Genomic DNA, 26095 nt, shown 5'->3' with positions numbered 1-26095 from the left:
CCCGTGCAGAACAACAACGACATCCCCTCCGAGGACGCCTTCGACAAGCACGCCGACGCCATCAGGTCCAAAGTGGTCGACGTGGTCGGGCAGGCCTTCGACGCCGCGGAGCAGAAGGGCTTCGGCGACGTCCTGGACTTCGGCATCATCAACCTGCCGTTCGCCGGCGGCGCGGCCGACCTGGCGAACAAGGCGAAGGACGCCATCGGGCAGGCCCGAGAGGGGACCGAGGAGCTCGCCGTCCAGATCAAGGAGACCGGCGAGGCCTACCACGACAACGACGGGGCGGTCAGCGCGTCCTTCAAGCAGTTCATCGATGAAACGGAGCAGGCATGAACGACCTCGTCGTCGATCCCGACAAGTCGGTCCCCGATGCGGGCACGCTCACCGGCGCCAGGGCCCTGGCGAGCGCGCAGGCGCTCTCGCAGTCCGAGACCGACCTGGAGAAGGGCCTCAACGGCACGGTCATGGCCCTGGACATCCTCGCGATGGTCGTGAACCCGCTCAAAGAGCTGATGATGGCGGGTGTCGGCTTCCTGATCGAGCACGTGGGCCCCCTCCGCGACTTCCTCGACGCGCTCGCGGGCGACCCCGTCTCGATCAACGCCACCAAGGACACCTGGAAGAACATCGAGGCGGCGCTGAACCAGGCCGCCGCCGACCTGGTGGACGACGTGAACTCGATGTCCGAGTGGACCGGCGACACCGCCGACGCCTACCGGAACGTGGTCGCCGACTTCGGCGACGCGATCACCGCCGCGAGCAGCGCCTCGGGGAGCATCGCGAAGTACATGGAGGCCATGGGCGTCTGGACCGCGATCACCCGCGGACTGGTGCTGGAGCTCATCTGCGACTTCGTGTCGCGGGTGATCATGTACGCCCTGTCGGCGCTGGCGTCCGCGTGGTTCACCATGGGCGGGTCGATCACGGCCATGATCAGCGCCGTCATCGCCGAGGCCATCGCGGTGATCGCCCGGATCGCCGACAAGATCGCCAAGCTCGGCAAGGCCATGCAGGGGCTGAAACCCCGCATGGGCAGGGCCTCGCAGATCCTCGACGACGTCGGCGAGTCCGTGGGCAGGTTCGGCACCAAGATGAACGCCAAGGCCATGACCAAGCATCACGACTTCAACATCAAGTCCATGAAGATCCAGGACGCGAACCTCGACGGCTACAAGGGGGCGGGCCCGCTGGGCAGGGGCAGCGTGCCCAAGACCCAGCTGGACTTCCAGAACAAGGTCTACGACACGATGAGCAACCCGTTCGGCTCCGGCAACATCCCGCACACGTCGAAGGCGACCGACGTCGTCAACCAGGGCGTGACCCCTCCGTTGAAGTGGGGCGACCACACGCTCGTCGACGGGAAGACCGTCGGCGACGTCATCACCGGCTACCCGATGACCGGCTTCAAGGGCGGCCTGGGCGGCGGTTCCGGCGCCCTCCAGCACGAGGGGCCCCAGGAGACGGAGGAGTGACGGCGGCCGCGGGGCCCGGTCCGCGAGGGCCGGGCCCCGCGGCGACTGTTGCAGTTCCATAAAGAAATCCGATGGGAACGGGCCGGATCCACCTGGCCCGCGACCCGCGCCCGGGTCCGGAAGGGCCGCAAAGCGCACCGACTCGTAACCAAGGCTGGATACGTTCACGCCGTCGCAAGCCTGTTTCGAGAAAGGTGCGGGGAACCATGCCCTCCGTGTTCGAAGATCCAGAAGGATTCATGCGGGATTTCGAGACCCGCATCAACACCATGGTCGAGAAGGCGTCCTCTCTGGACGAGGCGCTGGGAGCGGCCGCGGCCACCGCCCGGTCGGAGGGCGGCGAAGTGCGCGTCACGGTCGGCCTCGGCGGCGTCCTCCAGGAGATCCACCTCAGCAGCAAGGCGCAGACCCTGACCCCCAGGACCCTCGCCGCCATGATCAAGGAGACCTACGACCAGGCGGCGGTCCAGGCCGGCGACAACTCGGCCCGGGCGCTCTCCGACGTGTTCGGCGAGGACAGCGAGATCGTCCAGCAGGTCAGGGCGAACCGCCCCACCGGGGAGTAGCCGCGTGCAGGACCGCAACGACATCCCCTCCGCGGACGCGTTCGCAGCGCACGCCGAAGGCGTCAGGACCAAAGTGGTCGACCTCGTCGCGCAGGCCTTCGACGCCGCCGAGCAGAAGGGGTTCGGCGAACTCCTCGACTTCGGCATCGTCAACCTGCCGTTCGCCGGCGGCGCCGCCGACCTGGCGAACAAGGCCACCGAGGCCGTCGGCCAGGCCCGCGAGGGCACCGAGGAGCTCGCCGCCCGGATCAAGGAGACCGGCGAGGCCTACCACGACAACGACGACGCGGTCGCCTCCACGTTCCACCAGTTCACCAGCGAGACGGAGCAGCCATGAACGACCTCATCGTCGACCCCGACAAGTCCGTTCCCGGCGCCGGCAACTTCGCCGGCGCGAAGGCCCTGCACAGCGCGCAGCTCCTCGCGAACTCCGAGACCGACCTGGAGAAGGGCCTCAACGGCACGGTCATGGCGCTCGACATCCTCGGCATGGTCCTCAACCCGCTCATGGGGTTCGCGAAGGCCGGCGTCGGGTTCCTCATCGAGCACGTCGGACCGCTCCGGGACTTCCTCGAGCTGCTGGCGGGCGACCCCACCTCGATCAACGCCACCAAGGACACCTGGAAGAACATCGAGGCCGCGCTGGACCAGGCCGCCACCGACCTGATCGGCGAGGCGGGCACGGTCGCCGACTGGACCGGCGACGCCGCCGACGCCTACCGGGAGCGGATCGCCGACTTCGAGGCCGCGATCCGGGCCGGGAGCTCCGCCTCCGGGAGCCTCGCGAAGTACATGGAGGTCATGGGGATCTGGACCGCGGTCACCCGCGCGCTGGTCCTGGAGCTCATCTGCGAGTTCGTGGCCCGCGCCATCATGTACGCGCTCGCGGCGCTGGCGGCCTCGTGGTTCACCTTCGGCGGGTCGTTCGCGGCCATGGTCTCGGGGGTCATCGCCGACGCCATGGTCCTCATCGCGAAGATCTCGACGCACTTCGCCAAGCTCGGCAACGCCATGTCCAAGCTCGCGGGCCGGTTCCCCAAGCTCGCCGGCTCGCTCGACGACGCGGGCAAGGCGGTGTCGAACTTCGGGATGCAGGGGTACGTCAAGAGCGCCGGCAAGAACATCGCCCAGCACAACAAGATGCTCGACCTCCAGGAGGCGGCGATCGGCGCGGGCAAGAACGTCAAGGGGATCGGCGGCAGGATGCCGCACACGCAGGCCGCCAACCAGAAGACCATCTACGACACGCTGCGGAGCCCGTGGGGCTCGGGCAACATCCCCGGCACCGGCGGTCTCAGGCCGATCTACAAGGACAAGGTGATCCCGCCGACGTCCGTCGGCGGGCACCAGGTCACCGGCGGCCGGAGCGTCTCCGAGATCATCGGCGGCTACCCGATGACCGGTATCAAGGGCGGCATGAAGGGCGCCCCCGCCGCGACGCAGGACCCCCAGCCGCAGCAGGAGAACCCGCCGCAGCAGTGACGGGGCCGAACGGGCCGGAGCCCCTGACACGCCTGCGCACGGGCAGGGCGGTCAGAGGTTCCGGTCCCAGATGATCCTGAGGCCGTGGAGGGTCAGGTCCGGCTCGTAGTGGGTGACCGTCTCGCACTGCTCGGTCACCACCGGGGCGAGGCCGCCGGTGGCGACCACCGCGGTCGGCTCAGTGCGCAGCTCGGCGGTGATCCGCCGGACCAGGCCGTCGACCTGCGCGGCCGTGCCGTAGACCATCCCGGACTGGAGGCACTCCACGGTGTTCTTCCCGATCACGCTGCGCGGCTTGACGAGCGGGATCTTCAGCAGGTTCGCGGCGCGCGAGGCCAGGGCGTCGATGGAGATCTCGATGCCGGGCGCGAAGGCGCCGCCGAGGAAATCGCCGGTCTCGGAGATCACGTCGATGTTCGTCGACGTGCCGAAGTCGACGGTGATGCACGGCCCGCCGTAGAGGGTGAAGGCCGCCACGGTGTTGGCGATCCGGTCCGGTCCGGCCTCGCGCGGGTTGTCGATGCTCAGGCGCACCCCGGTCTTGACGCCGGGCGCGATCTGCACCAGGTGCGCGTGCGGGTAGTACCGCTGCGCCATCTTCGCGACCTCGGCGCCCTGCTGGGGCACGGTGGAGGACAGGGCGATCCCCGAGAGGTCGACGCCGTCGCCCTCGAGCAGGGCCCGGAACGTCAGGCCCAGCTCGTCGGCGGTCGCGTGCGGGTCGGTGCGGATGCGCCACGAGTGCTTCACGGTCTCGCCCTCGAAGACGGCCAGCACCGTGTTGGTGTTCCCGATGTCCACGCACAGCAGCACGGCTACTCCTCGAAGTCCAGGCCGATGTCCAGAATGGGCGACGAGTGCGTCAGGGCGCCGACCGAGATGTAGTCGACGCCGGTGGCCGCGTAGTCGACCGCGCTGTCGAGCGTGATCCTGCCCGTCGCCTCGAGCTCGGCGCGGTCCCCGACGGCCTCGACGACCTCCTCGAGCTCCTTGGGGCTCATGTTGTCGCACAGGAGGAACACGGCCCCCGCCGCGACCGCCTCGAGCGCTTCTTCGAACGTCTCGACCTCGACCTGGATGTCGATGCCGGGCTCGGCCGAGCGGACGGCGGCGAAGGCCTCGCTGATGGACCCGGCCGCCTCCTTGTGGTTGTCCTTGATCATCGCCACGTCGTACAGGCCCATGCGCTTGTTGTCGCCGCCGCCCGCGCGCACCGCGTACTTCTCGAGGGCGCGCAGGCCGGGCGTGGTCTTGCGCGTGTCCAGGACGGTGGTGTGCCAGTCGGCGAGGACGTCGGCGAAGCGGCGGGTGTGGGTGGCGACGCCGCACATGCGGCACAGCAGGTTCAGGGCGGTGCGCTCGGCGGCCAGGAGGGAGCGGGTGGGGCCGGAGACGCGGGCGAGGACCTGCCCGGCGCGGATGCGCGCGCCCTCCTTGGCGAGGTAGGTGAACTCGACGCCGCCGGGCATGGCGTGGAAGACGGCGTGGGCCACGGGCAGTCCGGCCAGGAGGCCGTCGGCGCGGGCGGTGACGGCCACGGTGGAGGTGTGGTCGGGGCCGAAGATCGACTCGGAGGTGACGTCGCGGCGCGAGTGCGAGAGGTCCTCGTCGAGGTAGTCCTGGACGGCGACGTAGACGTCCTCGGGGTCGAGGCGGCAGGCGAGCAGCCGCTCGTCCAGTCCGGCCCCGCCGGGGACTTCGGCGAATCGGCTCATGCGGTGGGCTCCCAGGTGGTCTCGAGCTCCCCGTCGGAGCTGATGGAAAGGCACAGGTGCCCGAGCCAGTCGTCACTCGCGTCGGGGTGGTCCTCGCGCCAGTGGCTGCCTCGGGTCTCGCGCCGCCGGTGGGCGGCGGCGGTGACGGCGGCGGCGACCGTGAGCAGGTTCGTGGCCTCCCATGTGGCCGGTCGCGGACGTCCGGACACATTGTCCCCCAAAGCCGTCAGCGACGCTGCGGTGGCCTCCAGTGACACTGCGGAGCGCAGGACGCCGGCGCCGGCGGTCATGGCCTCCTGGAGGGGGGCGCGGGAGGTCGTGGAGCAGACGTCGCCGTCGCCCCCGGGCGACTCGGCGAGGCCGGGGCTGGGCTTGCGGTCGGCGAGGTCGTCGGCGATGCGCTGGGCGAACACGAGCGCTTCGAGCAGGGAGTTGGAGGCGAGGCGGTTGGCGCCGTGCAGGCCCGTGCAGGCCGCCTCCCCGGCGGCGTAGAGGCCGGGGACGCTGGTGCGGCCGAACAGGTCGGTGCGGACGCCGCCGGAGGAGTAGTGGGCGGCGGGGGCGACCGGGACGAGGTCGGCGACCGGGTCGACGCCGAGCGCGCGGCAGGACGCGGTGATCGTCGGGAAGCGCTCCTCGAGCATGTCGCGGCCGAGGTGGCGGGCGTCGAGCCACACGTGCGGCCGCCCTTCGGCGATCATCCGGGTGGTGATGGCCTTGGCGACGACGTCGCGGGGCGCGAGCTCGGCGAGCTCGTGGCGCCCGACCATGAACCGGTCGCCGGAGAAGTCGCGGAGGTAGGCGCCCTCGCCGCGCAGCGCCTCGGAGATGAGCGGCTGCTGGTCCCCGCGAAGCGGGGCCGGGTCAGGGCGGTGGCGGGCCGGCGGGCGGGCCTGCTGGTCCCCGCGGAGCGGGGCCGGGTTGGGGTCGGTGTACCGGTCGCCGCCCGGGGCCGCTCCCGAGTGACGATCGCCACTATGAGTAGTCACATCATCACGGAATTGTCGGTCCCCGGCGATACCGTCGAAGTCCGGTTCGACGCCCGCGATCGCGGAGCCGCCGCCGAGGCCGGGCGCACCGGGCACGTACAGCGATGTCGGATGGAACTGGACGAACTCGAGGTCGGTGACCACGGCCCCGGCCCTCAATGCGAGGGCCACGCCGTCGCCGATGGACACGGAGGGGTTGGTGGTCGACTGGAAGATCTGGCCGAGGCCGCCGGTGGCGAGCACGACCGCGCGGGCCTCGACGCCGCCCACGCCGTGCTCGACGCCCTCACCGAGGACGTGGAGGCTCACCCCGGCCGCATGGCCGCGGGCGTCGGTGAGCAGGTCGAGGACCATGGCGTTCTCGATGATGCGGATCCACGGGTCGCGCAGGACCGCGGCGTGCAGGGCCCGCTGGATCTCGGCGCCGGTGGCGTCGCCCCCGGCGTGCACGATGCGCCGGGCCCGGTGGCCGCCCTCGCGGGTGAGCTGGAGCGAGCCGTCGGGGTGGCGGTCGAACTCGGTGCCGAGGTGGACGAGGTCGGCGATGCGGGCCGGGCCCTCGGTGACGGTGACGTCCACCGCGGCCGGGTCGCACAGGCCGACCCCGGCGATGCGGGTGTCCCGCGCGTGCGCCTCGGGGGTGTCGAGCGGGTCGAGGACGGCGGCGACGCCGCCCTGGGCCCAGCGGGTGGAGCCGTCGTCGATGTGGACCTTGGTGACCACGGTGACGTGGAACCCGGCCCGGCGCAGGTTGAGGGCGCAGGTGAGGCCGGCGACGCCGGAGCCGATGACGCACACGTCGGTGGTCTCGGTCCAGGAGGGCGCCTCGGCCCGCAGCCGCCGCGGCAGTCGCGGCAGGTGCGGCAGCGGCTCCGCCGCCGGCGTGTTCACGGGTGGCACGTGCCCCTCGCCCTTCTCAGCGTCGGGCCGCCGCGGGCGGCCCGGTTCGGTTCGCGCGCCCCCGGCGGGGGCGGCGGTCGGCTCAACTGTGCCCGCGGCGGGGGTCCCGCCGCCAGCCGTATGCGTCACGCTTCCCGCGATGCGGGCGGGCGTGGCAGCCCGGCCGCCGCGACGGTCGGTGCCGCGGACGATCCCGCGACACCTCCCGGCGGCCATGCGCGGCGCGCCTCCCGCGATGCGGGCGGGGAGGCGGCTCGCAGGCGGTGGGTTCGAGTCCCACCGGACCGCTCGCGGCGGTCCGGCCCGCACCGCGCCCGGCGGGTGCCTCCGGGAGCGGGCCGCGCCGGCGGGGCCGCTCTCGTCGTGCGGTCCCCGGCCGCGCCGTCGGCGCGGCCGGGGCCCTGGTGTGCTCGCACGGTCGGCGGCCCGCCGGACCTGGACGCGTCCGGGTCCGGCGGGCCGCCGAGCGGATCACCGCTCGCGGCTCGAGGCCCGCTGCACGAACTCGGCGAGGTCGGCGGACTGGCGGACCCGCGACTCCTCGTGCACGTACATCATGTGCCCGGCCGGGTAGGACTTCGTCTCGATCCGCTCGCGGGCCGCGAGGGGGATCTCGAGGTGGTCGAGCGTGTACTCGATCGCCTCGATCGGGACGCCGCCGTCGTAGCGGCCCATCGCGATGTGGACCTGGAGGAATGGGTTGAGGCGCATGACGTTGCCGAGCTTGCCGATGACGTCGACGGCCTCGCCCTCGAACTCCTTGTAGGACCACGGGTGGACCGCGCGCGACAGCCGCTCGTACACGTGGTCGTTCTCGTACTCGAGCTCGGAGCGCAGGTAGTACTGGAGCGCGGCGGTGTAGGGGCCGTCGGTGCCGGTCAGGAACGGGTCGTACGGCATCTGCTCGTGCGTGTAGTGGTCGGCCGGGCCGGTGAAGCGCGTGTCCAGGCGGCCGGTGACGAGGCGCTTGTGGCGCAGCAGCTCCGCGTAGTAGCGGGTGTGCTCCAGGCGCAGGTTGGCGCGGTCGACGTAGTCCTCGCCGACGCCCGCGAGCGACGCGACCTTGGCGACCGCGGCGGCGCGCTCCTCGGGGGCCAGGTTCTGGCCCTTGGCGAGGACGGCGCGGAACTCGTCGGCGTAGGCGCGGGCCTCCTCGACGACCTCCTCGAGGGTGCGGCCCTCGTGCAGGCCGTGGTAGTGCGCGGTGGCCGCGTACGTCGGCAGGAACAGCGGGTCGGGCAGCTCCGAGCGGGAGGTGTGGTACAGCGTCTCCATGTTGAACGCCGGGGCGATGAACATGACGCCGTTGAGGGCCATGCCGAACCGGGTCTGGAGGTACTCGGCGATGCCCGCGCCGCGGGTGCCGCCGTAGGACTCGCCGATGAGGAACTTCGGGGAGAGCCAGCGGTTGTTGCGGGTCGTCCACAGCCGGATGATCTCGCTGACGGACTCGATGTCCTTGCTGAAGCCGTGGTAGTCGCGGGGGTTGCCGCCCTCGACGGCGCGGGAGTAGCCGGTGGAGATCGGGTCGATGAAGACCAGGTCGGTGTGGCGCAGGAGGGACTCCTCGTTGTCGAGGAGGCCGAACGGGGGCGGGGTGAGGTTCCCGGCGTCGCCGGAGTCGACGCGGCGCGGGCCGAGCAGGCCCATGTGCAGCCAGATCGAGGAGGATCCGGGGCCGCCGTTGAACGCGAAGGTCACGGGGCGCTCGGTGACGTCGGCGTCGTCGAGGGTGTACCAGGTGATCGAGACCTCGGCCTTGGGCTGGCGGCCGTTGAACTTGTCGTCCTCGGTGACCTCCTCGTGCAGCACGACGCGCCCGGTGGTGGCGGTGTACGCGAGGTCGCCGAGGGTGTGGCGGGTGGTCTTGAGGTCGTCGGCGGGTGCGGGCTTGTCGGCCTTCTTCGCCTCGTCGGTCGCTTTGTCGGCGGTCTCGTTCTTGGGTTTTTCGCTCATGAGTCTGTAACTTACCGCTCGGCTAGTGGCGATGCCACCACGTTGCCCGCGGTGCCCGGCGCGGGGTGCGCCTTGTCGGCGTTGACCTCGATGATCTCGTTGCGCTCGTTCACGTGGACGACGGTGGGGGTGAAGGCGCGCGCCTCGGCGTCCTCCATCTGCGCGTATGAGATGAGGATCACCAGATCGCCGGGTTGGACGAGGCGGGCGGCGGCGCCGTTGATGCCGATGACGCCCGAGCCGCGCTCGCCGGCGATCGTGTACGTCTCCAGGCGGGCACCGTTGGTGATGTCGACGATCGCGACGAGCTCGCCGTCGAGGATGTCGGCGGCGTCGAGCAGGTCGGCGTCGACGGTCACGGAGCCGACGTAGTGGAGGTCGGCCTGGGTGACGGTGGCGCGGTGGATCTTGGACTTGAACATGGTCCGGATCATCGGGCGTCTCCTATGGCGGTGTGTCCCACGACAACGGGGGCGTTGTCGATCAGGCGAGTCGTGCCCGCCTTCGCGGCGATGAGCAGCCTCGCGGGCCCCTGTGCGGGGGCCTCGCCGAGGTCGTTCGCCCGGACGGCGACGTAGTCGACGGCCAGGCCGGGCTCGGCCTCCAGGGTCTGCCGGGCGGCGGCGAGCGGGTCGGGCGAGGCCTGGGCGGCCCCGATGGCGCGGGGGATGGCGAGGGCGGCGGCGCGCTCGGCCGCGGACAGGAACACGTTGCGGCTGGAGCGGGCCAGGCCGTCGCCTTCCCGGACGGTGGGGACGCCGATGACCTCGACGCCCATGTCGAGGTCGCGGACCATGCGGCGGACCATCGCCAGCTGCTGGAAGTCCTTCTCGCCGAAGCAGGCCGCGTCGGGCCGCGTCAGGTGGAAGAGCTTCGCGACGACGGTGAGCACGCCGGTGAAGAACCCGGGCCGGGAGGCCCCTTCGAGGATCTCGCCGCCGGGCCCGGCGTGGACCGCGGTGAGGCCCTCGCGCCCGTCGGGGTACATCTCGGCGACGCTCGGCGCGAACACCAGGTCGACGCCCTCCTCCTCGCACATCGCGAGGTCGGCGTCGAGGGTCCGCGGGTACCGGTCGAGGTCCTCGTTCGGGCGGAACTGGAGCGGGTTGACGAACACGGTGGCGACGACCGCGTCGGCGGCCTCCCGGGCGCGCCGGAAGTTCGCGCGGTGGCCGTCGTGGAGGGCGCCCATGGTGGGCACCACGGCGACGCGGCCGGGCAGGCCCGCGCGGGCCTTCGCGAGGTCGGCCTTGGTGTGGACGAGGCGGACGCGGCGGATCGGCCGCTCCGGTGCCGCGGACGGCGTGGGGGTCATCGTTCTTCCTCCGAGGGGCGTGCGAGGACGTCGAGCAGGCCTTCGGCGTCGGCGCTCTTGAGGCGGCCGGCGTCGAGGGCGCGTTCGGCGGTGCGCCGGGCCATCGACCGGTAGGTGTCGGCGATGCCGGTGCCCGCCAGGGCGTCGAGGTGCCGGGCGACGGTGCCGGCGTCGCCGCGCGAGACCGGGCCGGTGAGGGCGGCGTCGCCGTGGCGCAGGGCGTTGTCGAGCGAGGCCGACACCAGCGGCGACATGAGCCGCTCGGGGTTGGCGACGCCGATGGCGCGCAGCTGGTCGGCCGCGTCGTTGACGAGGGTCATCAAGTGGTTGGCGGCGTAGACGAGCGCGGCGTGGTAGCGGGCCCGGTCGGCCTCGTCGACGTGCTCGGGCTCCCCGCCCATCTCCAGGGCGAGGGCCTCGCCGACGAAGCGGGCCTCGGCCTCGCCGGTGACGGCCCAGGAGATCCCGGCGAGGCGCTCGAGGTCCTCGTCGCGGCCGGTGAAGGTCATGGCGGGGGCCAGGGCGATCGTCAGCGCCCCGGCGTCGCGGGCCGGGCGCAGGACGTCGGCGCCGAGCGCGCCGGAGGTGTGGACCCAGATCTGCCCGGGCCGGGCCGGCAGCGAGGCCGCCAGGGCCGCTATGGCGTCGTCGGGGACGGCGACGAGGACGAGGTCGGCGGCGGCCGCGACGTCGGGCGGCGGGAGGATCTCGGCGCCGGGGAGGTGGCGGGCGGCGCGGGCGCGGGAGGCGTCGGAGACGGCGGCGGCGGCCACCACCCGGTGGCCGGCGCGGGTGAGCGCGGCGCCGACGATGGAGCCGACCCTGCCCGCGGAGACGACGCCCACGGCGAGGCGGGAGGCGGGCCGGGGCGACGCGCCGCTGCGCTGCTGATCCATGTTGCTGATCCAGTCCTTCTGGAGGTACCGGTCGTTGCTTACGGGTCAATTGTGCGTCGTCCGCTCGCGCGGGCCAGCCCGGGAGGCTCCGAGTGGTGATTCTCACTCACCGTCTAGGGTCGGTCGCATGACCGGGTTCGAGCCGTGGCGGACGGCGATGGAGCGGGCCCTGTACGGGCCGGGCGGGTTCTACCGCCGCGAGGTGCCGAGCCACCACTTCGCGACCAGTGCGCAGACCCCGGCGTTCGCCGAGTCGATCGCGCGGCTGGCCGAGGAGGTGGACGGGCGCCTCGGCCGCCCCGAGTCGTTCGCGGTGGTCGACGTGGGCGCGGGCGGCGGCGACCTCCTCGCGCACCTGGCGGGGCTGCTCGACGAACGCGTGCGGCTGGTCGCGGTCGAGCTGCGGCCCCGGCCGCGGGGCCTGCCCGAGCGGGTCGAGTGGCGCGAGGACCCGCCCGAGTCCGTCGAGGGCCTGCTCATCGCCTGCGAGCTGCTCGACAACGTGCCGTGCGAGGCGGCGGTCGTGGACGGGTCCGGGCGCGTGCGCTACGAGGAGGTCGACCGCGAGGGCCGGACGCGCCCGGGCGGGGCCGTGGCCGACGAGGACGCGAAGTGGCTGGCCGAGTGGTGGCCGATCCGCCGCCCCGGGGAGCGGGCGGAGATCGGCCGCCCGCGGGACGCGGCATGGCGGGACCTGGCCGGGCGGCTGGCGCGCGGCACGGTCCTGGCGGTCGACTACGGCCACCGGCGCGGGGACCGGCCGGGAGGCGGGACGATCAGCGCGTTCAAGGACGGCCGCAGGACCGATCCGGTGCCGGACGGCTCCTGCGACATCACCGCGCACGTCGCGGTGGACGCCGTCGGCGCCGACCATGTGGCGACCCAGCGGGCGTCCCTGCTGGCGCTGGGCGCGAGCGCCGCGCACCCGCCGATGGCGCTGGCCTACGAGGACCCGACCGCGTACGCGGTGGCGCTGGCGCGGTCCGGCGCCGTCGCCAGGCTCATGGACCCGGAGGGCCTGGGCGCCCACTGGTGGATGCGCACCGACCGCTGAACGGGAGCGCTCCGACGGCGCGACGCGCCCGCCCGCGGCACCCCGCGCCGCGAGAGGCGGCACGCGTGCCGCGCACCGGTCAGACGACCGCCGCGGCCGGGCGCAGGGCGTTGCGGAACTCGCTGGGGCTCAGGCCCTTCCGGCGTTTGAAGGCGTTGCTGAAGCCGAACTGGTCGGCGTAGCCGACGGTGCGGGCCACCTGGGCCACGGTGCGGTCGGGGTCGGCGAGCAGCTCCTCGGCGAGCGCCATGCGCCACTCGGTGAGGTACGTCAGCGGCGGCTCGCCCATGATCTCGTTGAAGCGCTTGGCGAGCAGCGCCCGGGAGACCCCGGCCTCGCTCGCGAGGCCCGCGACGGTCCAGGGGTTCGCGGGCCGGGTGTGGATGGCCTCCAGGGCGGGCCCGGCGACCGGGTCGGCGAAGCCGCGGTACCAGGCGGGGGCGCGCCCGCCCTGCCGGTCGAACCAGGTGCGCAGCGTGCACACCAGGCCCCAGTCGAAGAGCCGGTCGATGTAGGCCTGCGTGCCGGGTTTGCGCTCGGCGATGTCGCGGGCGCTGGCGTCGAGCATGACGCAGAGGTCGGCGTCGTCGTCGACGACCAGGACGGGCGGGAGGGCGCGCAGGAGCCGCTCGTGGCGCCGCCCCGGGGCCCGGTAGGCGCCCACGAACAGGGAGGTCGGCGCGCCGTCGCCGCCGGGGGCGGACGACTCGCCTTCGACGCAGGTCTCGGGGTCGAAGCAGGTGAGCCAGTAGTCGAGGTGCGGGCGCTCCACGGAGGCGGCCTCGTCGGCCATGCGGAACGGCTCGCTGGAGCGGACCACCGCGGTCTGCCCGGCCCGGACGGGGACTTCGCGGCCGCCGGGGAGCAGGAGGACGCCGCCGCCGCGGGTGGCGGTGACCATCGTGAGCGGGGCCCGGTCGTCGAAGCGGACCACCCAGGGGGCCCTGAGGATCGCGTCGCCCAGGAGCGCGCCCTCGGCGCGGATGCCGTTGAGGAGTTCACTGAGGGGGTCCACACGCCCATCGTAGACGATCGCGCATAGAGTCGAGTGCCACGGACATCGTTCGTCCACGTTTTCGCGGCTGTACTGGTGGCAACGCACCGCAACCGAGGAGGATCCCATGGCGCCCACCGCGCTCGTCGTCGTCTCGCACCACCGCCCCGACTCCCTCACCGTCCACATCGGCGACGTGGTCGCCGCGCGACTCAAGGAGGCCGGGTACGAGATCGACCTGCTCGACCTGCGGGCCGAGGGCTTCGACCCGCGCATGACCACCGCCGACCAGCCCGACTGGAACGACCGCGACAAGGCCTACTCGCCGGAGGTCCGGGCGCACATGGAGCGCGTCCTGGCCGCGGACGTGATCGTCCCGGTCTTCCCCGTCTACTGGAACAGCCCCCCGGCGCTCCTGAAGGGATGGGTCGACCGGGTGTGGAACTACGGCTTCGGCTACGGCCGCAGCCGCCCGCGCCTCGCGGGCAAGCGGATGCTGTGGCTGGGCCTGGCCGGGGCCTCGCCGGACGACGACTTCACCGCCTGGATGGACGAGACCCTCGACCGCGTGCTGCGCGAGGGGATCTCCCACTACAACGGGATCGGCGAGGCGGCCGTGAAGGTCCTCTACGACGTCGAGGGCGAACCGCAGCACGTCGACGAGCACGGGAACTTCACCAAGGGCGAGGCCCTCACCGGCGCGGCCCGCGAAGCGCACTACGCGGCGATGGACCGCCTGGCCGCCGCCCACGTGGCCGCGTTCCTCGGCCTGGAGTGACGGCCGCGGGGGGCCGTCCGGCGCCGCTCCGGCGGGGTCACAGGCGCGCCAGGAGCCAGCCGACCGCCGCCAGCAGGGCGATGAGGCCGAAGAACACGTAGATGGCCAGCTCGGCCCAGCCTCGCGGCGAGAGGCGCCTCCAGAAGCCCTTGCGGGGCCGCTCCGATCCGTCCGGGTCAGGGGTGTGGTTCATGTGTCCAGCGTAAACAGTGGCCCCCAGCACGGCCAAGGCGCAAATGGCTTTGACGCGGGCGCGGCGCGCTGCCGACAATCAGGGCATGGGATTCGTGGACCTCTCCGGCGTGCGCTACGTCCTCGGCGACGGGAGGACGCTGTTCGACGACGTGTCCTTCCGCGTCGGCGAAGGCGCCAAGGTCGCGCTCATCGGCGCCAACGGCACGGGCAAGACCACGCTGCTCAACATCGTCACCGGGGCCCTCTCGCCCGAGGCGGGCACCGTCGCGCACGCCGGCGGCCTAGGCGTCATGCGCCAGCTCGTGGGGATGCGGGAGGGCCTGCGGCCCCTGCGGGACCTGGCGCTGTCGCTGGCCCCGCCCCAGCTGCGGATCGCCGGCGAGCGCTTCGCGGCCGCCGAGCGGCTCATGGGCGAGGACGACTCGACCGGCACCCAGCTCGACTACGCCCAGGCCCTGGCCGACTGGGGCGAGCTCGGCGGCTACGAGTTCGACGTCCTGTGCGACACCGTGTCGGTGCGGATCCTCGGCCTGCCGTGGGAAGCGGCGAAGGACCGTCCCCTCAGGACGCTGTCGGGCGGCGAGCAGAAGCGGTTCGCGCTCCAACTGCTCCTCCAGGGCCGCGACGAGGTGCTCGTGCTCGACGAGCCCGACAACTTCCTCGACGTCCCCGCCAAACGCGAACTGGAGCAGGCGATCCGGGACTCGGACAAGTCGATCCTGTTCGTCTCGCACGACCGCGAGGTGCTCGCCAGCGCCGCCGACCGGATCGTGACGCTCGAGGCCGGGACCGCCTGGACGCACGGCGGCGGGTTCGCGACCTGGCACGACGCCCGCGCGGCCCGCCACGAGCGCTTCGAGGAGCTGCGCCGCCGCTGGGACGAGGAGCACCACAAGCTGCGCGAGCTGATGCTCATGTACAAGAACAAGGCCGCGTTCAACTCGGACATGGCCTCCCGGTACCGGGCCGCCCAGACGCGGCTGCGGAGGTTCGAGGAGGCCGGGCCGCCGCCCTCGCCGCCGCGGGAGCAGGACATCCGCGTCCGGCTCGAGGGCGGGCGCACCGGCAGGCGCGCCGTGATCTGCGAGCGGCTCGAACTGGAGGACCTGACCTTCCCGTTCGACCTGGAGGTCTGGTACGGCGACCGCGTGGCCGTCCTGGGCGCCAACGGGACCGGCAAGAGCCACTTCCTGCGCCTGCTCGCCCGCGGCGGCACCGACCCCGAGGCGGGCCTCGGCGACGCGGGCCTGGACGCGGTGCGGCACGAGGGCACCGCCCGGCTCGGCGCGCGCGTCAGGCCCGGCCACTTCTCGCAGACCCACGAGCACCCCGAGTACGACGGGCGGACCCTGCGCGAGATCCTGTGGGACGGCGACCGGGACCGGCCGTCGCTGGACCGCTCCCGGGCCATGAGCGCCCTGAACCGCTACGAGCTCACCGGCCAGTCCGAACAGGACTTCAAGACGCTGTCGGGCGGCCAGCAGGCCCGGTTCATGGTGCTCATGCTGGAGCTGTCGGGCGCGACCTGCCTGCTGCTGGACGAGCCGACCGACAACCTCGACCTGGCCAGCGCCGAGGCCCTGGAGCAGGGCCTGAAGGCGTTCGAGGGCACGGTGATCGCGGTGACGCACGACCGCTGGTTCACCCGCGGCTTCGACCGCTTCGTGGTCTTCCGCAACGACGGCGAGGTCGTGGAGGCGGACGAACCGGTCTGGGACGTCCGCTGAAGACCCCGCGGAGCGCGGCCCGGCGCCGGCGGTGAGCGGGCCTGCCCCGCCGCGACGCCCTAGAGGAGCTCGAGCAGCGCCTCGACGTACTGGGCGACCCCGTCGTCGTTGTTGCCGGCCGGGGCGATCTCGTCGGCGGCGGCCTGCACCCACGGGTGCCCGTTGGGCATCGCGACCGAGTGCCCGGCGGCCTTGATCATCGACAGGTCGTTGGTGGCGTCCCCGAACACGAGCACGTCCTCCCACTCGATGCCGAACTTGTCGAGCACGACCTGGATCCCGGCGGCCTTGGTGACCCCGACCGGGCAGACCTCGAGCATGCCCACGCCCGACTCGGTGACGGTGACCAGGCTCGGATCGACCACGTCCTGCGCGGCGACCAGCAGCTCGGGCCCGGTGTGCGCATCGGACACGAAGTAGCCCTTGACCATCGGCCCGGTGAAGGCCTCCTCGCGGGGCGCGGTCTCCAGGACCACGGCGGGCCAGGGCCAGTCGGGCATGGGGTCCCCGGTGAGGTTGCGCTCGGGGTCGGCCGGCTCGGCGATGGCGCGCAGCGGCCCGACCTCGGCCTCCACCAGGCGCAGCGCCTCGTGGAGCACGGCGCCGTCCACGGAGCGGTCGGCGAGCTGGACGACGGTGTCGTCGTAGCGGCACTCGTACACGAACGCGCCCTGCGCCAGGACCAGGAAGTCCGCGGAGGGCACGTCGTTGCGGCACATGTCGAGCAGCCGCGGCCCGCGGCCGGTCGCGCCCACGAGCATGACGCCCGCGGCGGCCAGGCGCTTGAGCGCGGCCATGGTGCGCGGGGAGACGGTCTCGTCGGTGCGCACGACGGTGCCGTCGAGGTCAGTGGCGACCAGCCGGGGGACCCGGGCCAGTTGGATCATGCGTCCTCCTTGGTTGTCGCGCCGCGATCCGCCGCCGCGAACCGGTTGCCTCGCTTCGGGACTAGAACCAGCGTGACAGCACCTTAGCCACACCGTCCTCCCACACCGAGGGGGCCACCTCGTCGGCGGCGGCCCGCACCTCGGGCGCCGCCTGCCCCATCGCGACCGCGTGCCCGGCCCACGCGAACATGGTGAGGTCGTTGTGGGCGTCGCCGAAGACGACGGTGTCGGCCGATGATACGCCGTAGTACTCGGCGATGCGGGCGATGCCGGTGGCCTTGCTGACCCCGGGCGGGCCGACGTCGACCCAGCCGTTGTAGCCGACCTCGACGTGGTAGTCGGCCTCGGCCAGTGCGGCGCCGGCGGCCAGGCGCATCGCGTGCGGGCAGCGGTCGGCGCTCCCGTAGCGGTTGTCGGAGTCGACGCGGGCGACCAGGCGCGGGGCGGGGCGCGCCGAGAGCGCCTCGAGGGTGACCTCGCCGGCCCACTGGGCGGGGAAGTCGCGCCGGAAGCCGCTGGTGTGCCACCAGCCGTCGAGGTCCCACTCGACCGCGAACTCCACTTTCGGGTCGGCGGCGCGGAAGGCGTCGACGGCGACGCGGGCGTCGAAGACGGCCTGGTGGGAGATGGCGCGCAGGGCCAGGTCGTACTCGCCGGCGCCGTGGGAGGCGGAGACGAACCCGTCGGCGAGGCCGAGGTCGTCGGCGGTGCTCACGGCGCCCCAGATGGCGCGGCCGGTGACGACGGCGACCGGGACGCCCGCGTCGCGCACGGCCCGGATCGCCTTGACCACTGCGGCGCTGGGCCGGGTGAGCTGCCGGTCGTGGTAGTCCACGACGGTGCCGTCGAGGTCGATGGCGACGAGCTTGGGGGGCGTCTTCCTGAGGGCGGGCGGGGCGTTGTCTGGCACCCCCCAACCGTAGCCCCGCCCGGGTGAACGGCGGGGAACCGAGCGGCTGAACTCACGTCACCGTCTCATGACGAACCGCAATCACACCAAACCCACCCATCGGGGCGGCTCCGGGCATACGGTTCGTCTATGGGCGAGATCATGATCGAACGCGTCTACGACTACCGCCGGGACCCCGACCGGGCCGGGGCGGTGTTCCTGGTCGACCGGCTGTGGCCGCGGGGCGTCGCCGAGGAGGACCTGGACGGGGTCGTGTGGGCGCAGGACGCGGCGCCCTCCCCGAACCTGCGCATCTGGTTCGGCCACATGCCCGACCGCTTCGGCGAGTTCACCGACCGCTACCGCGGCGAACTCGACGGCCACCCCGAGCGGGCCCGGCGGCTCCTCGAGGCGGCCGGGAACGGCCCGGTCACCCTCCTGTACGCCGCCAAGGACCCCGAGGTCAACCACGCCCTGGTCCTGAAGGCCTGGCTCGAGGAGCAGCAGGCCGCCTAGCGGAGCCCGCCGCGACGGCCCCGTCCTTGTCGGACCCGTGTGGCATGGTCTTTGAACCGGGGGCCCGCAGGACCGCCCCCGTCGCCTCGGCCCCTGCCCGCCGAACGCGAAGCGGCCCCGGTTCTCCAACCGGGGCCGCTTCGCGTTTCGCGGCCTTCGCGGCGGCGCTACGCCTGCTTCGGTTCGATGACGTCCTTGCCGAGGAAGGGCTGGAGCGCCTTCGGGACCGCCACCGAGCCGTCGGGCCGCTGGTGGTTCTCCAGGATCGCCACCAGCCAGCGCGTGGTGGCGAGGGTCCCGTTCAGGGTCGCGGCCACCGCGTTCCGGCCCTGCTCGTCGCGGTACTTCACGTTCAGGCGCCGGGCCTGGAAGGTGGTGCAGTTCGAGGTCGAGGTCAGCTCCCGGTACCGGCCCTGGGTCGGCACCCACGCCTCGCAGTCGAACTTGCGCGAGGCCGAGGTCCCGAGGTCGCCCGCGGCCACGTCGATGACCCGGTAGGGCAGCTCCATCTTCTGGAGCATCTGCTCCTCGTAGGACAGGAGCTTCTCGTGCTCGGCCGCCGCGTCCTCCGGGCGGCAGAACGAGAACATCTCGACCTTGTCGAACTGGTGGACGCGGATGATCCCCCGCGTGTCCTTCCCGTACGACCCCGCCTCGCGCCGGAAGCACGAGGACCAGCCCGCGTAGCGGCGCGGCTGCGTCAACTCGCCCAGGTTCTCCCCCGAGTGGTAGGCCGCCAGCGGCACCTCCGAGGTGCCGACCAGGTACATCTCGTCGCGTTCGAGGTAGTAGATCTCGTCGGCGTGCTCGCCGAGGAAGCCCGTGCCCTCCATGGCCTCGGGGCGCACCAGCACCGGCGGGATCACCGGCATGAAGCCGGTCTCCACGGCCTGCTGGATCGCGAGGTTGAGCATGGCCAGCTGCAGCAGCGCGCCGTCGCCGGTGAGGTAGTAGAAGCGCGCGCCCGAGGTCTTCGCGCCGCGCTCGGTGTCGAGCAGGCCCAGCGCGGTCCCGATCTCCAGGTGGTCGCGGGGGTCGGCGATGTCGCGCTTCTCGCCGACCTCGCGCAGCACGACGTAGTCGTCCTCGCCGCCGGCCGGGGCGCCCTCGGCCACCAGGTTCGGCAGCGACTTCGCGGCGGCGTCGAACGCCGACGCGGTCTCGGTGACGCGCAGTTCGGCGGTCTTGACCTCCTCCGAGAGGACCTTGGTGCGGTCCAGGAGGGCCCGCTTCTCCTCGGCGCCGGCCCCGGCGATCTTCTTGCCCAGGCTCTTCTGCTCGGCGCGGAGGTTCTCGAAGGACTGGAGGGCACTGCGGTGCTCGGCGTCGGCGGACAGCAGGGAGTCGACGGCGTCCGCGGAGGCGCCCCTCTTGCGCTGGCTGTCGCGGTAGGCGTCCGGGTCGTCTCGCAGTGCACGCAGATCAATCACGCCCACCAGATTACCGGCCGGGCGAGTGCGTCTTCGAGCGCATATTGTGGGCGTGTGGCGGTCGATATGGACGAGGCGGACTTCGAAGCGGCGGTGGCGGACGCGCTGGACGCGGTTCCGGTCGAGCTGATGGCGATGCTCGACAACGTGGCGATCCTGGTCGAGGACGAGCCCGACGGCCCCGAGAAGGAGCTGCTCGGGCTCTACCAGGGGACGGCGCTGACCGACCGCGGCTGGGAGTACGCGGGGGTCCTGCCGGACACGATCACGATCTACCGGGGGCCGACCCTGCGCATGTGCTCGAGCCCGGAGGAAGTGGTCGAGGAGGTCGCGGTGACCGTAGTGCACGAGATCGCCCACCACTTCGGCATCGAGGAGGAGCGCCTCCACGAGCTCGGCTGGGGCTGAGGCCGCCGCGCTGAGGGCAGCGCGGAGCGGGACCTGTTCGGCGGGTCGCCGTCCTTATGCGCGGGCCCCGGTTCGACCACCGTGCCGCAGGGGTCCGACAATCCGGACCCGTCGGCGGGCCGCACCTGTTTTCGGGCAGGGGCCGAGCCGACGGAGGCGGTCCCGTGGGCCCCCGGTTCAAAAACCGTGCCATGCGGGTCCGACATTCCGGGGCCCGCGTATGCGCGCCCCCGGTCATTGCAGTCTCGTAAATACCAGGGTTTCACGGTTCCCGTCCTTGCATTCGCGAGGTTACGATTGGTCGGTGACGACGTTTCGGATCGGGGAGGCCGCCGAGCTGCTCGGGGTCTCCGCGGACACGCTGCGGCGCTGGATCGACGGCGGCCGCCTGGCCGCCGCGCGCGACGAGCACGGCCACCGCGCGATCACCGGCGCCGACCTCGCCGCGTTCGCCCGCGAGCGGGCCGCCGCACCCGATGCCGGGGCCGGGTCCTCCTCGGCCCGCAACCGCCTGCGCGGCATCGTCACCGCCATCGTCAAAGACCGGGTCATGGCCCAGGTCGATCTCCAGGTCGGCCCGTTCAGGGTCGTCTCCCTCATGAGCCGCGAAGCGGTCGACGAACTCGGCCTCGAAGTCGGCTCCCTGGCGACCGCCGTCGTCAAGTCCACCAACGTCGTCGTCGAGCACGCCTGACCGGCCCTCTCCAGCATCGGAGTCACCATGCGCGCCAAGCCGACCCTCGCCGCCGCGGTCCTCGCCCTCGCCTCCCTCACCGCCTGCGGCGGCACCGGCGCCGCCGGCGGCGATGGCACCACCCTCACCGTGTTCGCCGCCGCCTCCCTCACCGAGGCGTTCACCGAGATCGGCGACCGCTTCGAGGCCGAGCACGACGGCGTCCGCGTCGAGTTCAACTTCGCCGGTTCCTCCGACCTCGCCGCCCAGATCACCGAAGGCGCCCCCGCCGACGTCTTCGCCGCCGCCGACGCGGAGAACATGGAGAAGGCCGTCGAGGCGGGCGCCGCCGCCGACCCGCGGACGTTCGCCCTCAACCAGCTCGTCATCGCCGTCCCCGAGGGCAACCCCGACGATGTGGCCGCGCTCGCCGACCTGGCCGGCCGCACCTTCGCCGCCTGCGCCGCGGAGATCCCCTGCGGGGCCGCCGCGCAGGCCGCCGTCGACGCCGCCGGCCTCGACCTCGTCCCGGTCACCTACGAGGCCGACGTCAAGGCCACCCTCCAGAAGCTCGTCCTCGGCGAGGTCGACGCCGCCCTGGTCTACCGCACCGACGCCATCGCCGCCGACACCGAGGTGGACGCCGTCGAGTTCCCCGAGTCGGCCGCGGCCGTCAACACCTACCCGATCGCGGCCCTCGAGGACGCCCCGAACGCCGGCCTCGCCGCCGACTTCACCGACTTCGTGCTCGCCGACGACGCCCAGGCCGTCCTCGAGACCGCCGGGTTCCAGCAGCCGTAGGCCATGGGGAACGCAATGTCCGCCAAACGCCCCCGGCAGCGCCGCCGCATCCCGGCCGCGCTCCTGGTCCCCGCCGTCGCCGGGCTCGCGTTCCTCGTCCTGCCGCTCGTCGGCCTCCTGGCCCGCGCCCCCTGGACCGAGATCCCGTCGCGGCTCGCCGAACCCGACATCCTCGCGGCCCTGCGGCTCTCGCTGGCCACCGCGACCGCCGCGACCGCCCTGTCCCTGCTCTTCGGCGTCCCCATCGCCTGGCTGCTCGCCCGCGGCGACTTCCCGGGACGGGGCCTCCTGCGGGCCCTGGTGACCGTGCCGCTCGTCCTGCCGCCCGTCGTCGGCGGCGTCGCGCTGCTGCTCGTGTTCGGCCGCAACGGGATCGTCGGGGCATGGCTGTACGACCGGTTCGACGTCACGATCCCCTTCACCACGACCGCGGTGGTCCTGGCGATGACGTTCGTGTCCATGCCGTTCCTGGTGGTCTCGGTCGAGGGGGCGCTCCGCGGCGCCGACGTCCGCTTCGAGGAGGCCGCCGCGACCCTCGGCGCCGGGCGGTGGACCGTGTTCACGCACGTGACGCTGCCGATGATCGCACCGGGCGTCCTGGCCGGGGCGGTCCTGTGCTGGGCGCGGGCCCTCGGCGAGTTCGGGGCCACGATCACCTTCGCGGGGAACTTCCCCGGCCGCACCCAGACGATGCCGCTCGCCGTCTACCTGGCGCTGCAATCGGACCTGGAGGCCGCGATCGTGCTCAGCCTGCTCCTGCTGGCAGTGTCGGTCGCGGTGCTGGCGAGCCTGCGCGACCGCTGGACGGCGGCGGCCGCATGAGCGGCCCGCGACCGGCCGGCCCGGGCCCCGGCGCGGCGGCCGCCGGACTGGACGCCCACCTCGTGGTCGACCGCGGCGACTTCCGCCTCGACCTGCGCCTGCGCGCCGCCCCGGGGGAGACCGTGGCGCTGCTGGGCCCCAACGGGGCCGGGAAGACCACGGCCCTGCGGGCGCTGGCCGGGCTCCAGGTGCTCACCGCCGGGCACATCGTCCTCAACGGGGAGACGCTCGACCGACCCGGAGGGCGCGGGGCGGGCCGGACCCGCAGGGTGGCGCCCGAGCACCGCCGGATCGGCGTGGTCTTCCAGGACTACCTGCTGTTCCCGCATCTGAACGCGGTCGACAACGTGGCGTTCGGGCCGCGGCGCCGGGGCATGGGCCGGGCCGAGGCGCGGGCGCTCGCCGCCGACTGGCTCGACCGGGTCGGCCTGGCCGAGTACGGGAGGCGCCGTCCCGGGCAGCTGTCGGGCGGGCAGGCGCAGCGGGTGGCGCTGGCGCGGGCGCTGGCGACCGATCCGGCGCTGCTGCTGCTCGACGAGCCGCTCGCGGCGCTGGACGCGCGGACCCGGCTGGACACGCGGGTGGAGCTCCACCGCCGCCTCGCCGTGCACGAGGGGGCGGCGGTGCTGGTGACGCACGACCCGGTGGACGCGCTGATGCTCGCCGACCGGCTCGTGGTCGTCGAGGAGGGGCGCGCGGTCCAGGAGGGCGACGCCGAGGCGGTGACGGCGCGGCCCCGCACGGACTACATCGCCCGCCTGGTCGGGTTGAACCTGTACCGCGGCAAGGCCTCGGGGACGACGGTGCAGTTGGGGCCGGAAACGGCGCTGACGACCGGCGAGGCCCTGGAGGGCGAGGCGTTCGCGGCCTTCGCGCCCAGCGCGGTGGCCCTGTTCCGGGAGGAGCCGGACGGCAGTCCGCGGAACACCTGGCGGGCGACGGTCTCGGGGGTGCACCGCCACGGCGACCACCTGCGGGTCCAGTTGGACGGGCCGCTGCGGACGGCCGCGGACGTGACCCCCGCGGCGGCCGCGCATCTGGGGCTCGAACCGGGCCAGACGGTCTGGGCGGCGGTCAAGGCCACCGAGATCCGCGCCTACCCGGCCTGACCGGCGATCAGCGAAGCGCGCTCGACCCTCCGCACGGTGTTTCGGCACACCTCGACGGCGAAGTCCCGCCTCGCAGGCACCGTTCTGTCGCACCCCCGTGGCACGGTTTTTGAACCGGGGGCCCATCGGACCGCTTCCGTCGGCTCGACCCCTGCCCGGAAACCAAGCGCGTCCACCGAGCGACCGAGCGAGAATCCTTCATTTCTTCTGCGGTGCAACGCATCCGTCGAGATCCGACCTGGAAGTGTCGGACCCCTGTGTCAGGGTTATTGAACCGGGGGCCCATCGGACCGCCTCCGTCGGCTCGACCCCTGCCCGCCGTAAGGCGCCGCGGCCGAAGCCGCGGCGCCCTTCCTCCGCATCCGGTCAGCGCCACCTCCTCGGCCGCGGTAACGCCGCCGCCACGAGGTCGCGTTCGCCCGTCGGCATCGCGGCGCCCTTGTCGGCCTCGTCATCGCGGGCGGCCCGGCGGATGGCCGGCAGGCAGGCCAGCACGATCGCGATCGACGCCAGGCCCACCGTCATGAAGGCGACCCGCACGTCCATCGTCGTCGACATGGCCCCGCCGAGCAGGAACCCGATGAGCTGGGAAGCGTTGATCCGGCTGTTGGCGGCGGCGTTGGCGCGACCCCGGAAGGCGTCGGGCACCCGGCGGGCGATGGCGATGCCCAGCGCCGAGTTCTGCCCGGCGTTGAACATCCCGCCGATGAAGTTGAGCGGCACCAGCAGCAGCACGGTGAACAGCGGCAGTCCCTGCCCGAAGCAGACCAGGCCGACCCCGGCGAGGCAGGCCATGAGCATCCACGCCAGCTGCACGTCCCGGTCCAGGCGCCGGACGGCCGCGGCCGCGATCCAGGCGCCGGGGATCATGCCGACGATCCAGCAGGCCTCGATGAGTCCGTACAGGCTCTCGCTCGCGCCGTAGGACTCGCGGACCAGGAAGACGTTGAGGACGTTGACCGCGCACATCGCCGCGATCACCGCGCTGAGGCCGAGCACCATGGCGCCCAGGAGCTTGTCGCCGCGCAGGCGCCACTCGACGCGGCCCTCGCCGGTGCCGGCGGCGAGGTCGCGGCGCACGCCGCCGCGGCGGGTGCGGATGTCGCAGCACAGCAGCACCCGCGCCGCCGCGCAGGCCGCCGCGACGCCGAGCGCGGCTCCCAGGCCGTGTGCGCTGATGAGGAATCCGGCGGCGGCAGGCCCGGCCGCCAGGCCGACGAGCGTGCCCGTCTGGAGCATCGCGATCGCGCGGGGCAGGTCCTCCCGTTTGGCTATGACGGGGACGAGCGCGCTCACGACCGGCTGGTTGATCGCGGTGCCGCAGGCGTTGAGGACGACCAGCGCGAAGAGCGCGTACAGGTTGTCGGTGAAGGCCATGGCGACGATCGCTGCGGTCTGGAGCAGGCCCGAGGCGACCATGAGAGTGCGGCTGTCGAAGCGGTCGGCCATGCGTCCGGTGAGCGGGGCGAGCAGGACCAGGGGGAGGGTCGCGCAGATGATGAGCGCGGCCACGGCGAAGCCGCCGTGGCCCTCGCTCTGGAGGCGGAGGGTGAGGGCGAAGTCGGCCGTGTACATGGCGGTTCCGGCGAGGAACGCGCAGACGGCGGCGGCGTGGACGTCGGACCAGCGGGTCCCGTCGGCGAAGGATGTGAAAGACATATTTCGAAGATACTCTTTCACGCTTAGATGCGAAAGAGCTTTTTCAGATTTTCTGAAGATTTTCTTTCACGAGCCCGGGACGCGCTCGAAGCGGCGCGCCCGCGCCGAGGTCAGAGGCGGGGGAAGAAGCGGAAGACCATGCTGAACACCTCCGCGTCGTCCGAGGCGGTGCCGCTGTCGAAACGTTCCACCGACAGGTCGATGTACTCCTGCGCCAGCTCCCGGAACCGGCTGGCGAACGCCTCGGCCTCCTCCAGCGTCAACCGCAGGTTCGCCTGCTGCATCATCGACGATTTGCGCAGCTCCGGCGACACGTGCGGGTACTGCTCCATCCACCGCGAGATGTTCTCCTCCTGCTGCCTCCGGAAGGCCTCGCCCATCGTCCGCTCGATGACCCGGTGGCTCTCCGGCGCGCCGTCCTCGGCCTGGATCGAGAAGTTGTTGAGGATCAGGCGCCACAGCCGCTCTCGCGCGTCGCCCCGGCTCGGCGCCTCCTCGATGAACCCGGCCTTGGCGAGGGTCCGCAGGTGGTAGCTCATCGCGCTCGGCGTCATGCCCGCCACCTCGGAGATCTCCGTCGCCGTCGCGCCGTCGAAGCCCTCGGCCCGGCGCTTGGCGAGGTAGTCGAACACCGCCATCCGGGCCGGGTGGGCGAGGGCCTTCATCCGCTCCGGGTCGGTGATCTTGGTGTGCGTCATGTCCAGCTTCCGCCGCGGCTCCCCGGACGGCGCCGGCGGCGCGGCCGGAGGGACCGGCGGCACGGGGGGCTCCGGCGCCTCGGGGACGCGCGGAGGCTCGGGGAATGCCGCGTCAGAATACGAAGCAGATGTTTCAGACATGGGTCAAGCTAACCACGCCG

The 26095-nt window shown here is 72.7% G+C and carries 28 protein-coding genes; 14 read left to right on the top strand and 14 right to left on the bottom strand.

What is annotated here, in order from left to right; all coding sequences use genetic code 11:
• Positions 1-3: 3 nt before the first annotated feature.
• The 5 genes from LO763_RS01070 to LO763_RS01050 all read left to right on the top strand — a co-directional run bounded on the left by LO763_RS01070 (position 4) and on the right by LO763_RS01050 (position 3523).
• Positions 4-336 (top strand): hypothetical protein, encoded by a 333-nt coding sequence (locus LO763_RS01070; RefSeq protein WP_230599988.1) that lies wholly within the window; start codon positions 4-6, stop codon positions 334-336.
• Entirely contained in the window at positions 333-1475 is a 1143-nt protein-coding gene (locus LO763_RS01065) for a hypothetical protein (RefSeq protein WP_230599987.1), read from the top strand. The genes LO763_RS01070 and LO763_RS01065 overlap by 4 nt, the downstream gene beginning before the upstream one ends.
• Before the next feature lie 239 nt (positions 1476-1714).
• A complete protein-coding gene (locus tag LO763_RS01060) occupies positions 1715-2041 on the top strand; it encodes a YbaB/EbfC family nucleoid-associated protein (protein WP_230599986.1) in 327 nt (108 codons plus the stop codon).
• A gap of 4 nt (positions 2042-2045) precedes the next feature.
• The gene (locus LO763_RS01055; protein WP_230599985.1) at positions 2046-2378 is read left to right on the top strand and encodes a hypothetical protein; all 333 of its coding nucleotides are present in this window, start codon (positions 2046-2048) and stop codon (positions 2376-2378) included.
• Positions 2375-3523: a hypothetical protein gene (locus tag LO763_RS01050; RefSeq protein WP_230599984.1), complete on the top strand. Its 1149-nt coding sequence runs from the start codon at positions 2375-2377 to the stop codon at positions 3521-3523. Before LO763_RS01055 ends, LO763_RS01050 begins: the two co-directional genes overlap by 4 nt.
• 51 nt (positions 3524-3574) lie before the next feature.
• Here the strand turns inward: LO763_RS01050 and LO763_RS01045 are convergent, their stop codons facing one another.
• From LO763_RS01045 to LO763_RS01015, 7 genes are all read right to left on the bottom strand, one after another.
• Positions 3575-4336: a type III pantothenate kinase gene (locus LO763_RS01045; RefSeq protein ID WP_230599983.1), complete on the bottom strand. Its 762-nt coding sequence runs from the start codon at positions 4334-4336 to the stop codon at positions 3575-3577.
• 2 nt (positions 4337-4338) lie between these two features.
• Positions 4339-5238, bottom strand: a complete 900-nt coding sequence (gene nadC / locus LO763_RS01040) for a carboxylating nicotinate-nucleotide diphosphorylase (RefSeq protein WP_230599982.1) — start codon at positions 5236-5238, stop codon at positions 4339-4341.
• Complete coding sequence (locus LO763_RS01035) at positions 5235-7118, bottom strand: L-aspartate oxidase (protein WP_230599981.1); 1884 nt, start codon at positions 7116-7118, stop codon at positions 5235-5237. Before LO763_RS01035 ends, nadC begins: the two co-directional genes overlap by 4 nt.
• 480 nt (positions 7119-7598) lie before the next feature.
• Positions 7599-9083 (bottom strand): S10 family peptidase, encoded by a 1485-nt coding sequence (locus LO763_RS01030; RefSeq protein ID WP_230599980.1) that lies wholly within the window; start codon positions 9081-9083, stop codon positions 7599-7601.
• A gap of 11 nt (positions 9084-9094) precedes the next feature.
• Positions 9095-9517, bottom strand: coding sequence for an aspartate 1-decarboxylase (panD, locus tag LO763_RS01025; RefSeq protein WP_230599979.1), 423 nt, complete (start codon positions 9515-9517; stop codon positions 9095-9097).
• Positions 9514-10398 (bottom strand): pantoate--beta-alanine ligase, encoded by an 885-nt coding sequence (gene panC / locus LO763_RS01020; RefSeq protein ID WP_230599978.1) that lies wholly within the window; start codon positions 10396-10398, stop codon positions 9514-9516. The genes panD and panC overlap by 4 nt, the downstream gene beginning before the upstream one ends.
• Positions 10395-11294, bottom strand: a complete 900-nt coding sequence (locus LO763_RS01015; protein ID WP_230599977.1) for a Rossmann-like and DUF2520 domain-containing protein — start codon at positions 11292-11294, stop codon at positions 10395-10397. Before LO763_RS01015 ends, panC begins: the two co-directional genes overlap by 4 nt.
• Before the next feature lie 127 nt (positions 11295-11421).
• On the opposite strand from LO763_RS01015, the gene LO763_RS01010 reads away from it, so the two are divergent.
• Positions 11422-12348, top strand: a complete 927-nt coding sequence (locus LO763_RS01010) for an SAM-dependent methyltransferase (protein WP_230599976.1) — start codon at positions 11422-11424, stop codon at positions 12346-12348.
• 79 nt (positions 12349-12427) lie between these two features.
• Here LO763_RS01010 and LO763_RS01005 read toward each other — a convergent pair whose 3' ends face one another.
• Positions 12428-13363, bottom strand: coding sequence for an AraC family transcriptional regulator (locus LO763_RS01005; protein WP_230599975.1), 936 nt, complete (start codon positions 13361-13363; stop codon positions 12428-12430).
• 106 nt (positions 13364-13469) lie between these two features.
• On the opposite strand from LO763_RS01005, the gene LO763_RS01000 reads away from it, so the two are divergent.
• On the top strand, positions 13470-14120 hold the full coding sequence (locus LO763_RS01000; protein ID WP_230599974.1) for an NAD(P)H oxidoreductase: 651 nt from the start codon (positions 13470-13472) through the stop codon (positions 14118-14120).
• Between the two features lie 37 nt (positions 14121-14157).
• On the opposite strand, the gene LO763_RS00995 is transcribed toward LO763_RS01000, so the two are convergent.
• Entirely contained in the window at positions 14158-14313 is a 156-nt protein-coding gene (locus LO763_RS00995; protein ID WP_230599973.1) for a hypothetical protein, read from the bottom strand.
• Positions 14314-14398: 85 nt separating this feature from the next.
• Here LO763_RS00995 and LO763_RS00990 point away from each other — a divergent pair, with 85 nt between their 5' ends.
• Positions 14399-16042, top strand: a complete 1644-nt coding sequence (locus tag LO763_RS00990) for an ABC-F family ATP-binding cassette domain-containing protein (protein ID WP_230599972.1) — start codon at positions 14399-14401, stop codon at positions 16040-16042.
• Positions 16043-16101: 59 nt separating this feature from the next.
• Here the strand turns inward: LO763_RS00990 and LO763_RS00985 are convergent, their stop codons facing one another.
• Together LO763_RS00985 and LO763_RS00980 are read right to left on the bottom strand one after the other, a co-directional pair.
• Positions 16102-16929 (bottom strand): HAD family hydrolase, encoded by an 828-nt coding sequence (locus LO763_RS00985; protein WP_230599971.1) that lies wholly within the window; start codon positions 16927-16929, stop codon positions 16102-16104.
• A 61-nt stretch (positions 16930-16990) separates the two neighbouring features.
• On the bottom strand, positions 16991-17839 hold the full coding sequence (locus LO763_RS00980) for an HAD family hydrolase (RefSeq protein ID WP_230599970.1): 849 nt from the start codon (positions 17837-17839) through the stop codon (positions 16991-16993).
• A 129-nt stretch (positions 17840-17968) separates the two neighbouring features.
• Between LO763_RS00980 and LO763_RS00975 the strand changes: the two genes are divergently transcribed.
• Positions 17969-18334, top strand: a complete 366-nt coding sequence (locus tag LO763_RS00975) for a DUF488 domain-containing protein (protein ID WP_230599969.1) — start codon at positions 17969-17971, stop codon at positions 18332-18334.
• Between the two features lie 167 nt (positions 18335-18501).
• Here LO763_RS00975 and serS read toward each other — a convergent pair whose 3' ends face one another.
• A complete protein-coding gene (gene serS / locus LO763_RS00970) occupies positions 18502-19764 on the bottom strand; it encodes a serine--tRNA ligase (protein WP_230599968.1) in 1263 nt (420 codons plus the stop codon).
• 66 nt (positions 19765-19830) lie between these two features.
• On the opposite strand from serS, the gene LO763_RS00965 reads away from it, so the two are divergent.
• From LO763_RS00965 to LO763_RS00945, 5 genes are all read left to right on the top strand, one after another.
• A complete protein-coding gene (locus tag LO763_RS00965) occupies positions 19831-20172 on the top strand; it encodes a metallopeptidase family protein (RefSeq protein ID WP_255671568.1) in 342 nt (113 codons plus the stop codon).
• Positions 20173-20476: 304 nt separating this feature from the next.
• A complete protein-coding gene (locus LO763_RS00960) occupies positions 20477-20866 on the top strand; it encodes a TOBE domain-containing protein (RefSeq protein ID WP_230599966.1) in 390 nt (129 codons plus the stop codon).
• Between the two features lie 27 nt (positions 20867-20893).
• On the top strand, positions 20894-21646 hold the full coding sequence (gene modA / locus LO763_RS00955) for a molybdate ABC transporter substrate-binding protein (RefSeq protein ID WP_230599965.1): 753 nt from the start codon (positions 20894-20896) through the stop codon (positions 21644-21646).
• A 3-nt stretch (positions 21647-21649) separates the two neighbouring features.
• Positions 21650-22468: an ABC transporter permease gene (locus LO763_RS00950; RefSeq protein WP_439650249.1), complete on the top strand. Its 819-nt coding sequence runs from the start codon at positions 21650-21652 to the stop codon at positions 22466-22468.
• Positions 22465-23577 carry an ABC transporter ATP-binding protein gene (locus LO763_RS00945; protein ID WP_230599963.1) on the top strand — a complete coding sequence of 371 codons (1113 nt, stop codon included), beginning with the start codon at positions 22465-22467 and terminating at the stop codon, positions 23575-23577. The genes LO763_RS00950 and LO763_RS00945 overlap by 4 nt, the downstream gene beginning before the upstream one ends.
• A 366-nt stretch (positions 23578-23943) precedes the next feature.
• Here LO763_RS00945 and LO763_RS00940 read toward each other — a convergent pair whose 3' ends face one another.
• Together LO763_RS00940 and LO763_RS00935 are read right to left on the bottom strand one after the other, a co-directional pair.
• Complete coding sequence (locus tag LO763_RS00940; RefSeq protein WP_230599962.1) at positions 23944-25236, bottom strand: MFS transporter; 1293 nt, start codon at positions 25234-25236, stop codon at positions 23944-23946.
• A gap of 110 nt (positions 25237-25346) precedes the next feature.
• On the bottom strand, positions 25347-25934 hold the full coding sequence (locus tag LO763_RS00935) for an ArsR/SmtB family transcription factor (protein ID WP_230599961.1): 588 nt from the start codon (positions 25932-25934) through the stop codon (positions 25347-25349).
• Positions 25935-26095: the final 161 nt, after the last annotated feature.

This window comes from Glycomyces amatae (assembly GCF_020991375.1).
GTDB lineage: Bacteria > Actinomycetota > Actinomycetes > Mycobacteriales > Micromonosporaceae > Glycomyces > Glycomyces amatae.
Note: the sequence above shows the minus strand (reverse complement) of the source record. Positions and strands in the feature narration are given on the sequence as shown.

Excerpts from the sequence above, each read along its gene's own strand:
- LO763_RS00995 (WP_230599973.1), bottom strand. The coding sequence starts at position 14,313 with ATGAACCACACCCCTGACCCGGACGGATCGGAGCGGCCCCGCAAGGGC.
- modA (WP_230599965.1), top strand. The coding sequence starts at position 20,894 with ATGCGCGCCAAGCCGACCCTCGCCGCCGCGGTCCTCGCCCTCGCCTCC.
- LO763_RS00985 (WP_230599971.1), bottom strand. The coding sequence starts at position 16,929 with ATGATCCAACTGGCCCGGGTCCCCCGGCTGGTCGCCACTGACCTCGAC.
- LO763_RS01015 (WP_230599977.1), bottom strand. The coding sequence starts at position 11,294 with ATGGATCAGCAGCGCAGCGGCGCGTCGCCCCGGCCCGCCTCCCGCCTC.
- LO763_RS01010 (WP_230599976.1), top strand. The coding sequence starts at position 11,422 with ATGACCGGGTTCGAGCCGTGGCGGACGGCGATGGAGCGGGCCCTGTAC.
- nadC (WP_230599982.1), bottom strand. The coding sequence starts at position 5,238 with ATGAGCCGATTCGCCGAAGTCCCCGGCGGGGCCGGACTGGACGAGCGG.
- LO763_RS01060 (WP_230599986.1), top strand. The coding sequence starts at position 1,715 with ATGCGGGATTTCGAGACCCGCATCAACACCATGGTCGAGAAGGCGTCC.
- LO763_RS00950 (WP_439650249.1), top strand. The coding sequence starts at position 21,650 with ATGGGGAACGCAATGTCCGCCAAACGCCCCCGGCAGCGCCGCCGCATC.
- panD (WP_230599979.1), bottom strand. The coding sequence starts at position 9,517 with ATGATCCGGACCATGTTCAAGTCCAAGATCCACCGCGCCACCGTCACC.
- LO763_RS00935 (WP_230599961.1), bottom strand. The coding sequence starts at position 25,934 with ATGACGCACACCAAGATCACCGACCCGGAGCGGATGAAGGCCCTCGCC.
- LO763_RS00990 (WP_230599972.1), top strand. The coding sequence starts at position 14,399 with ATGGGATTCGTGGACCTCTCCGGCGTGCGCTACGTCCTCGGCGACGGG.
- LO763_RS01065 (WP_230599987.1), top strand. The coding sequence starts at position 333 with ATGAACGACCTCGTCGTCGATCCCGACAAGTCGGTCCCCGATGCGGGC.
- LO763_RS00945 (WP_230599963.1), top strand. The coding sequence starts at position 22,465 with ATGAGCGGCCCGCGACCGGCCGGCCCGGGCCCCGGCGCGGCGGCCGCC.
- LO763_RS01050 (WP_230599984.1), top strand. The coding sequence starts at position 2,375 with ATGAACGACCTCATCGTCGACCCCGACAAGTCCGTTCCCGGCGCCGGC.
- LO763_RS00975 (WP_230599969.1), top strand. The coding sequence starts at position 17,969 with ATGGGCGAGATCATGATCGAACGCGTCTACGACTACCGCCGGGACCCC.
- LO763_RS01030 (WP_230599980.1), bottom strand. The coding sequence starts at position 9,083 with ATGAGCGAAAAACCCAAGAACGAGACCGCCGACAAAGCGACCGACGAG.
- LO763_RS01000 (WP_230599974.1), top strand. The coding sequence starts at position 13,470 with ATGGCGCCCACCGCGCTCGTCGTCGTCTCGCACCACCGCCCCGACTCC.
- panC (WP_230599978.1), bottom strand. The coding sequence starts at position 10,398 with ATGACCCCCACGCCGTCCGCGGCACCGGAGCGGCCGATCCGCCGCGTC.
- LO763_RS00965 (WP_255671568.1), top strand. The coding sequence starts at position 19,831 with ATGGACGAGGCGGACTTCGAAGCGGCGGTGGCGGACGCGCTGGACGCG.
- LO763_RS00940 (WP_230599962.1), bottom strand. The coding sequence starts at position 25,236 with ATGTCTTTCACATCCTTCGCCGACGGGACCCGCTGGTCCGACGTCCAC.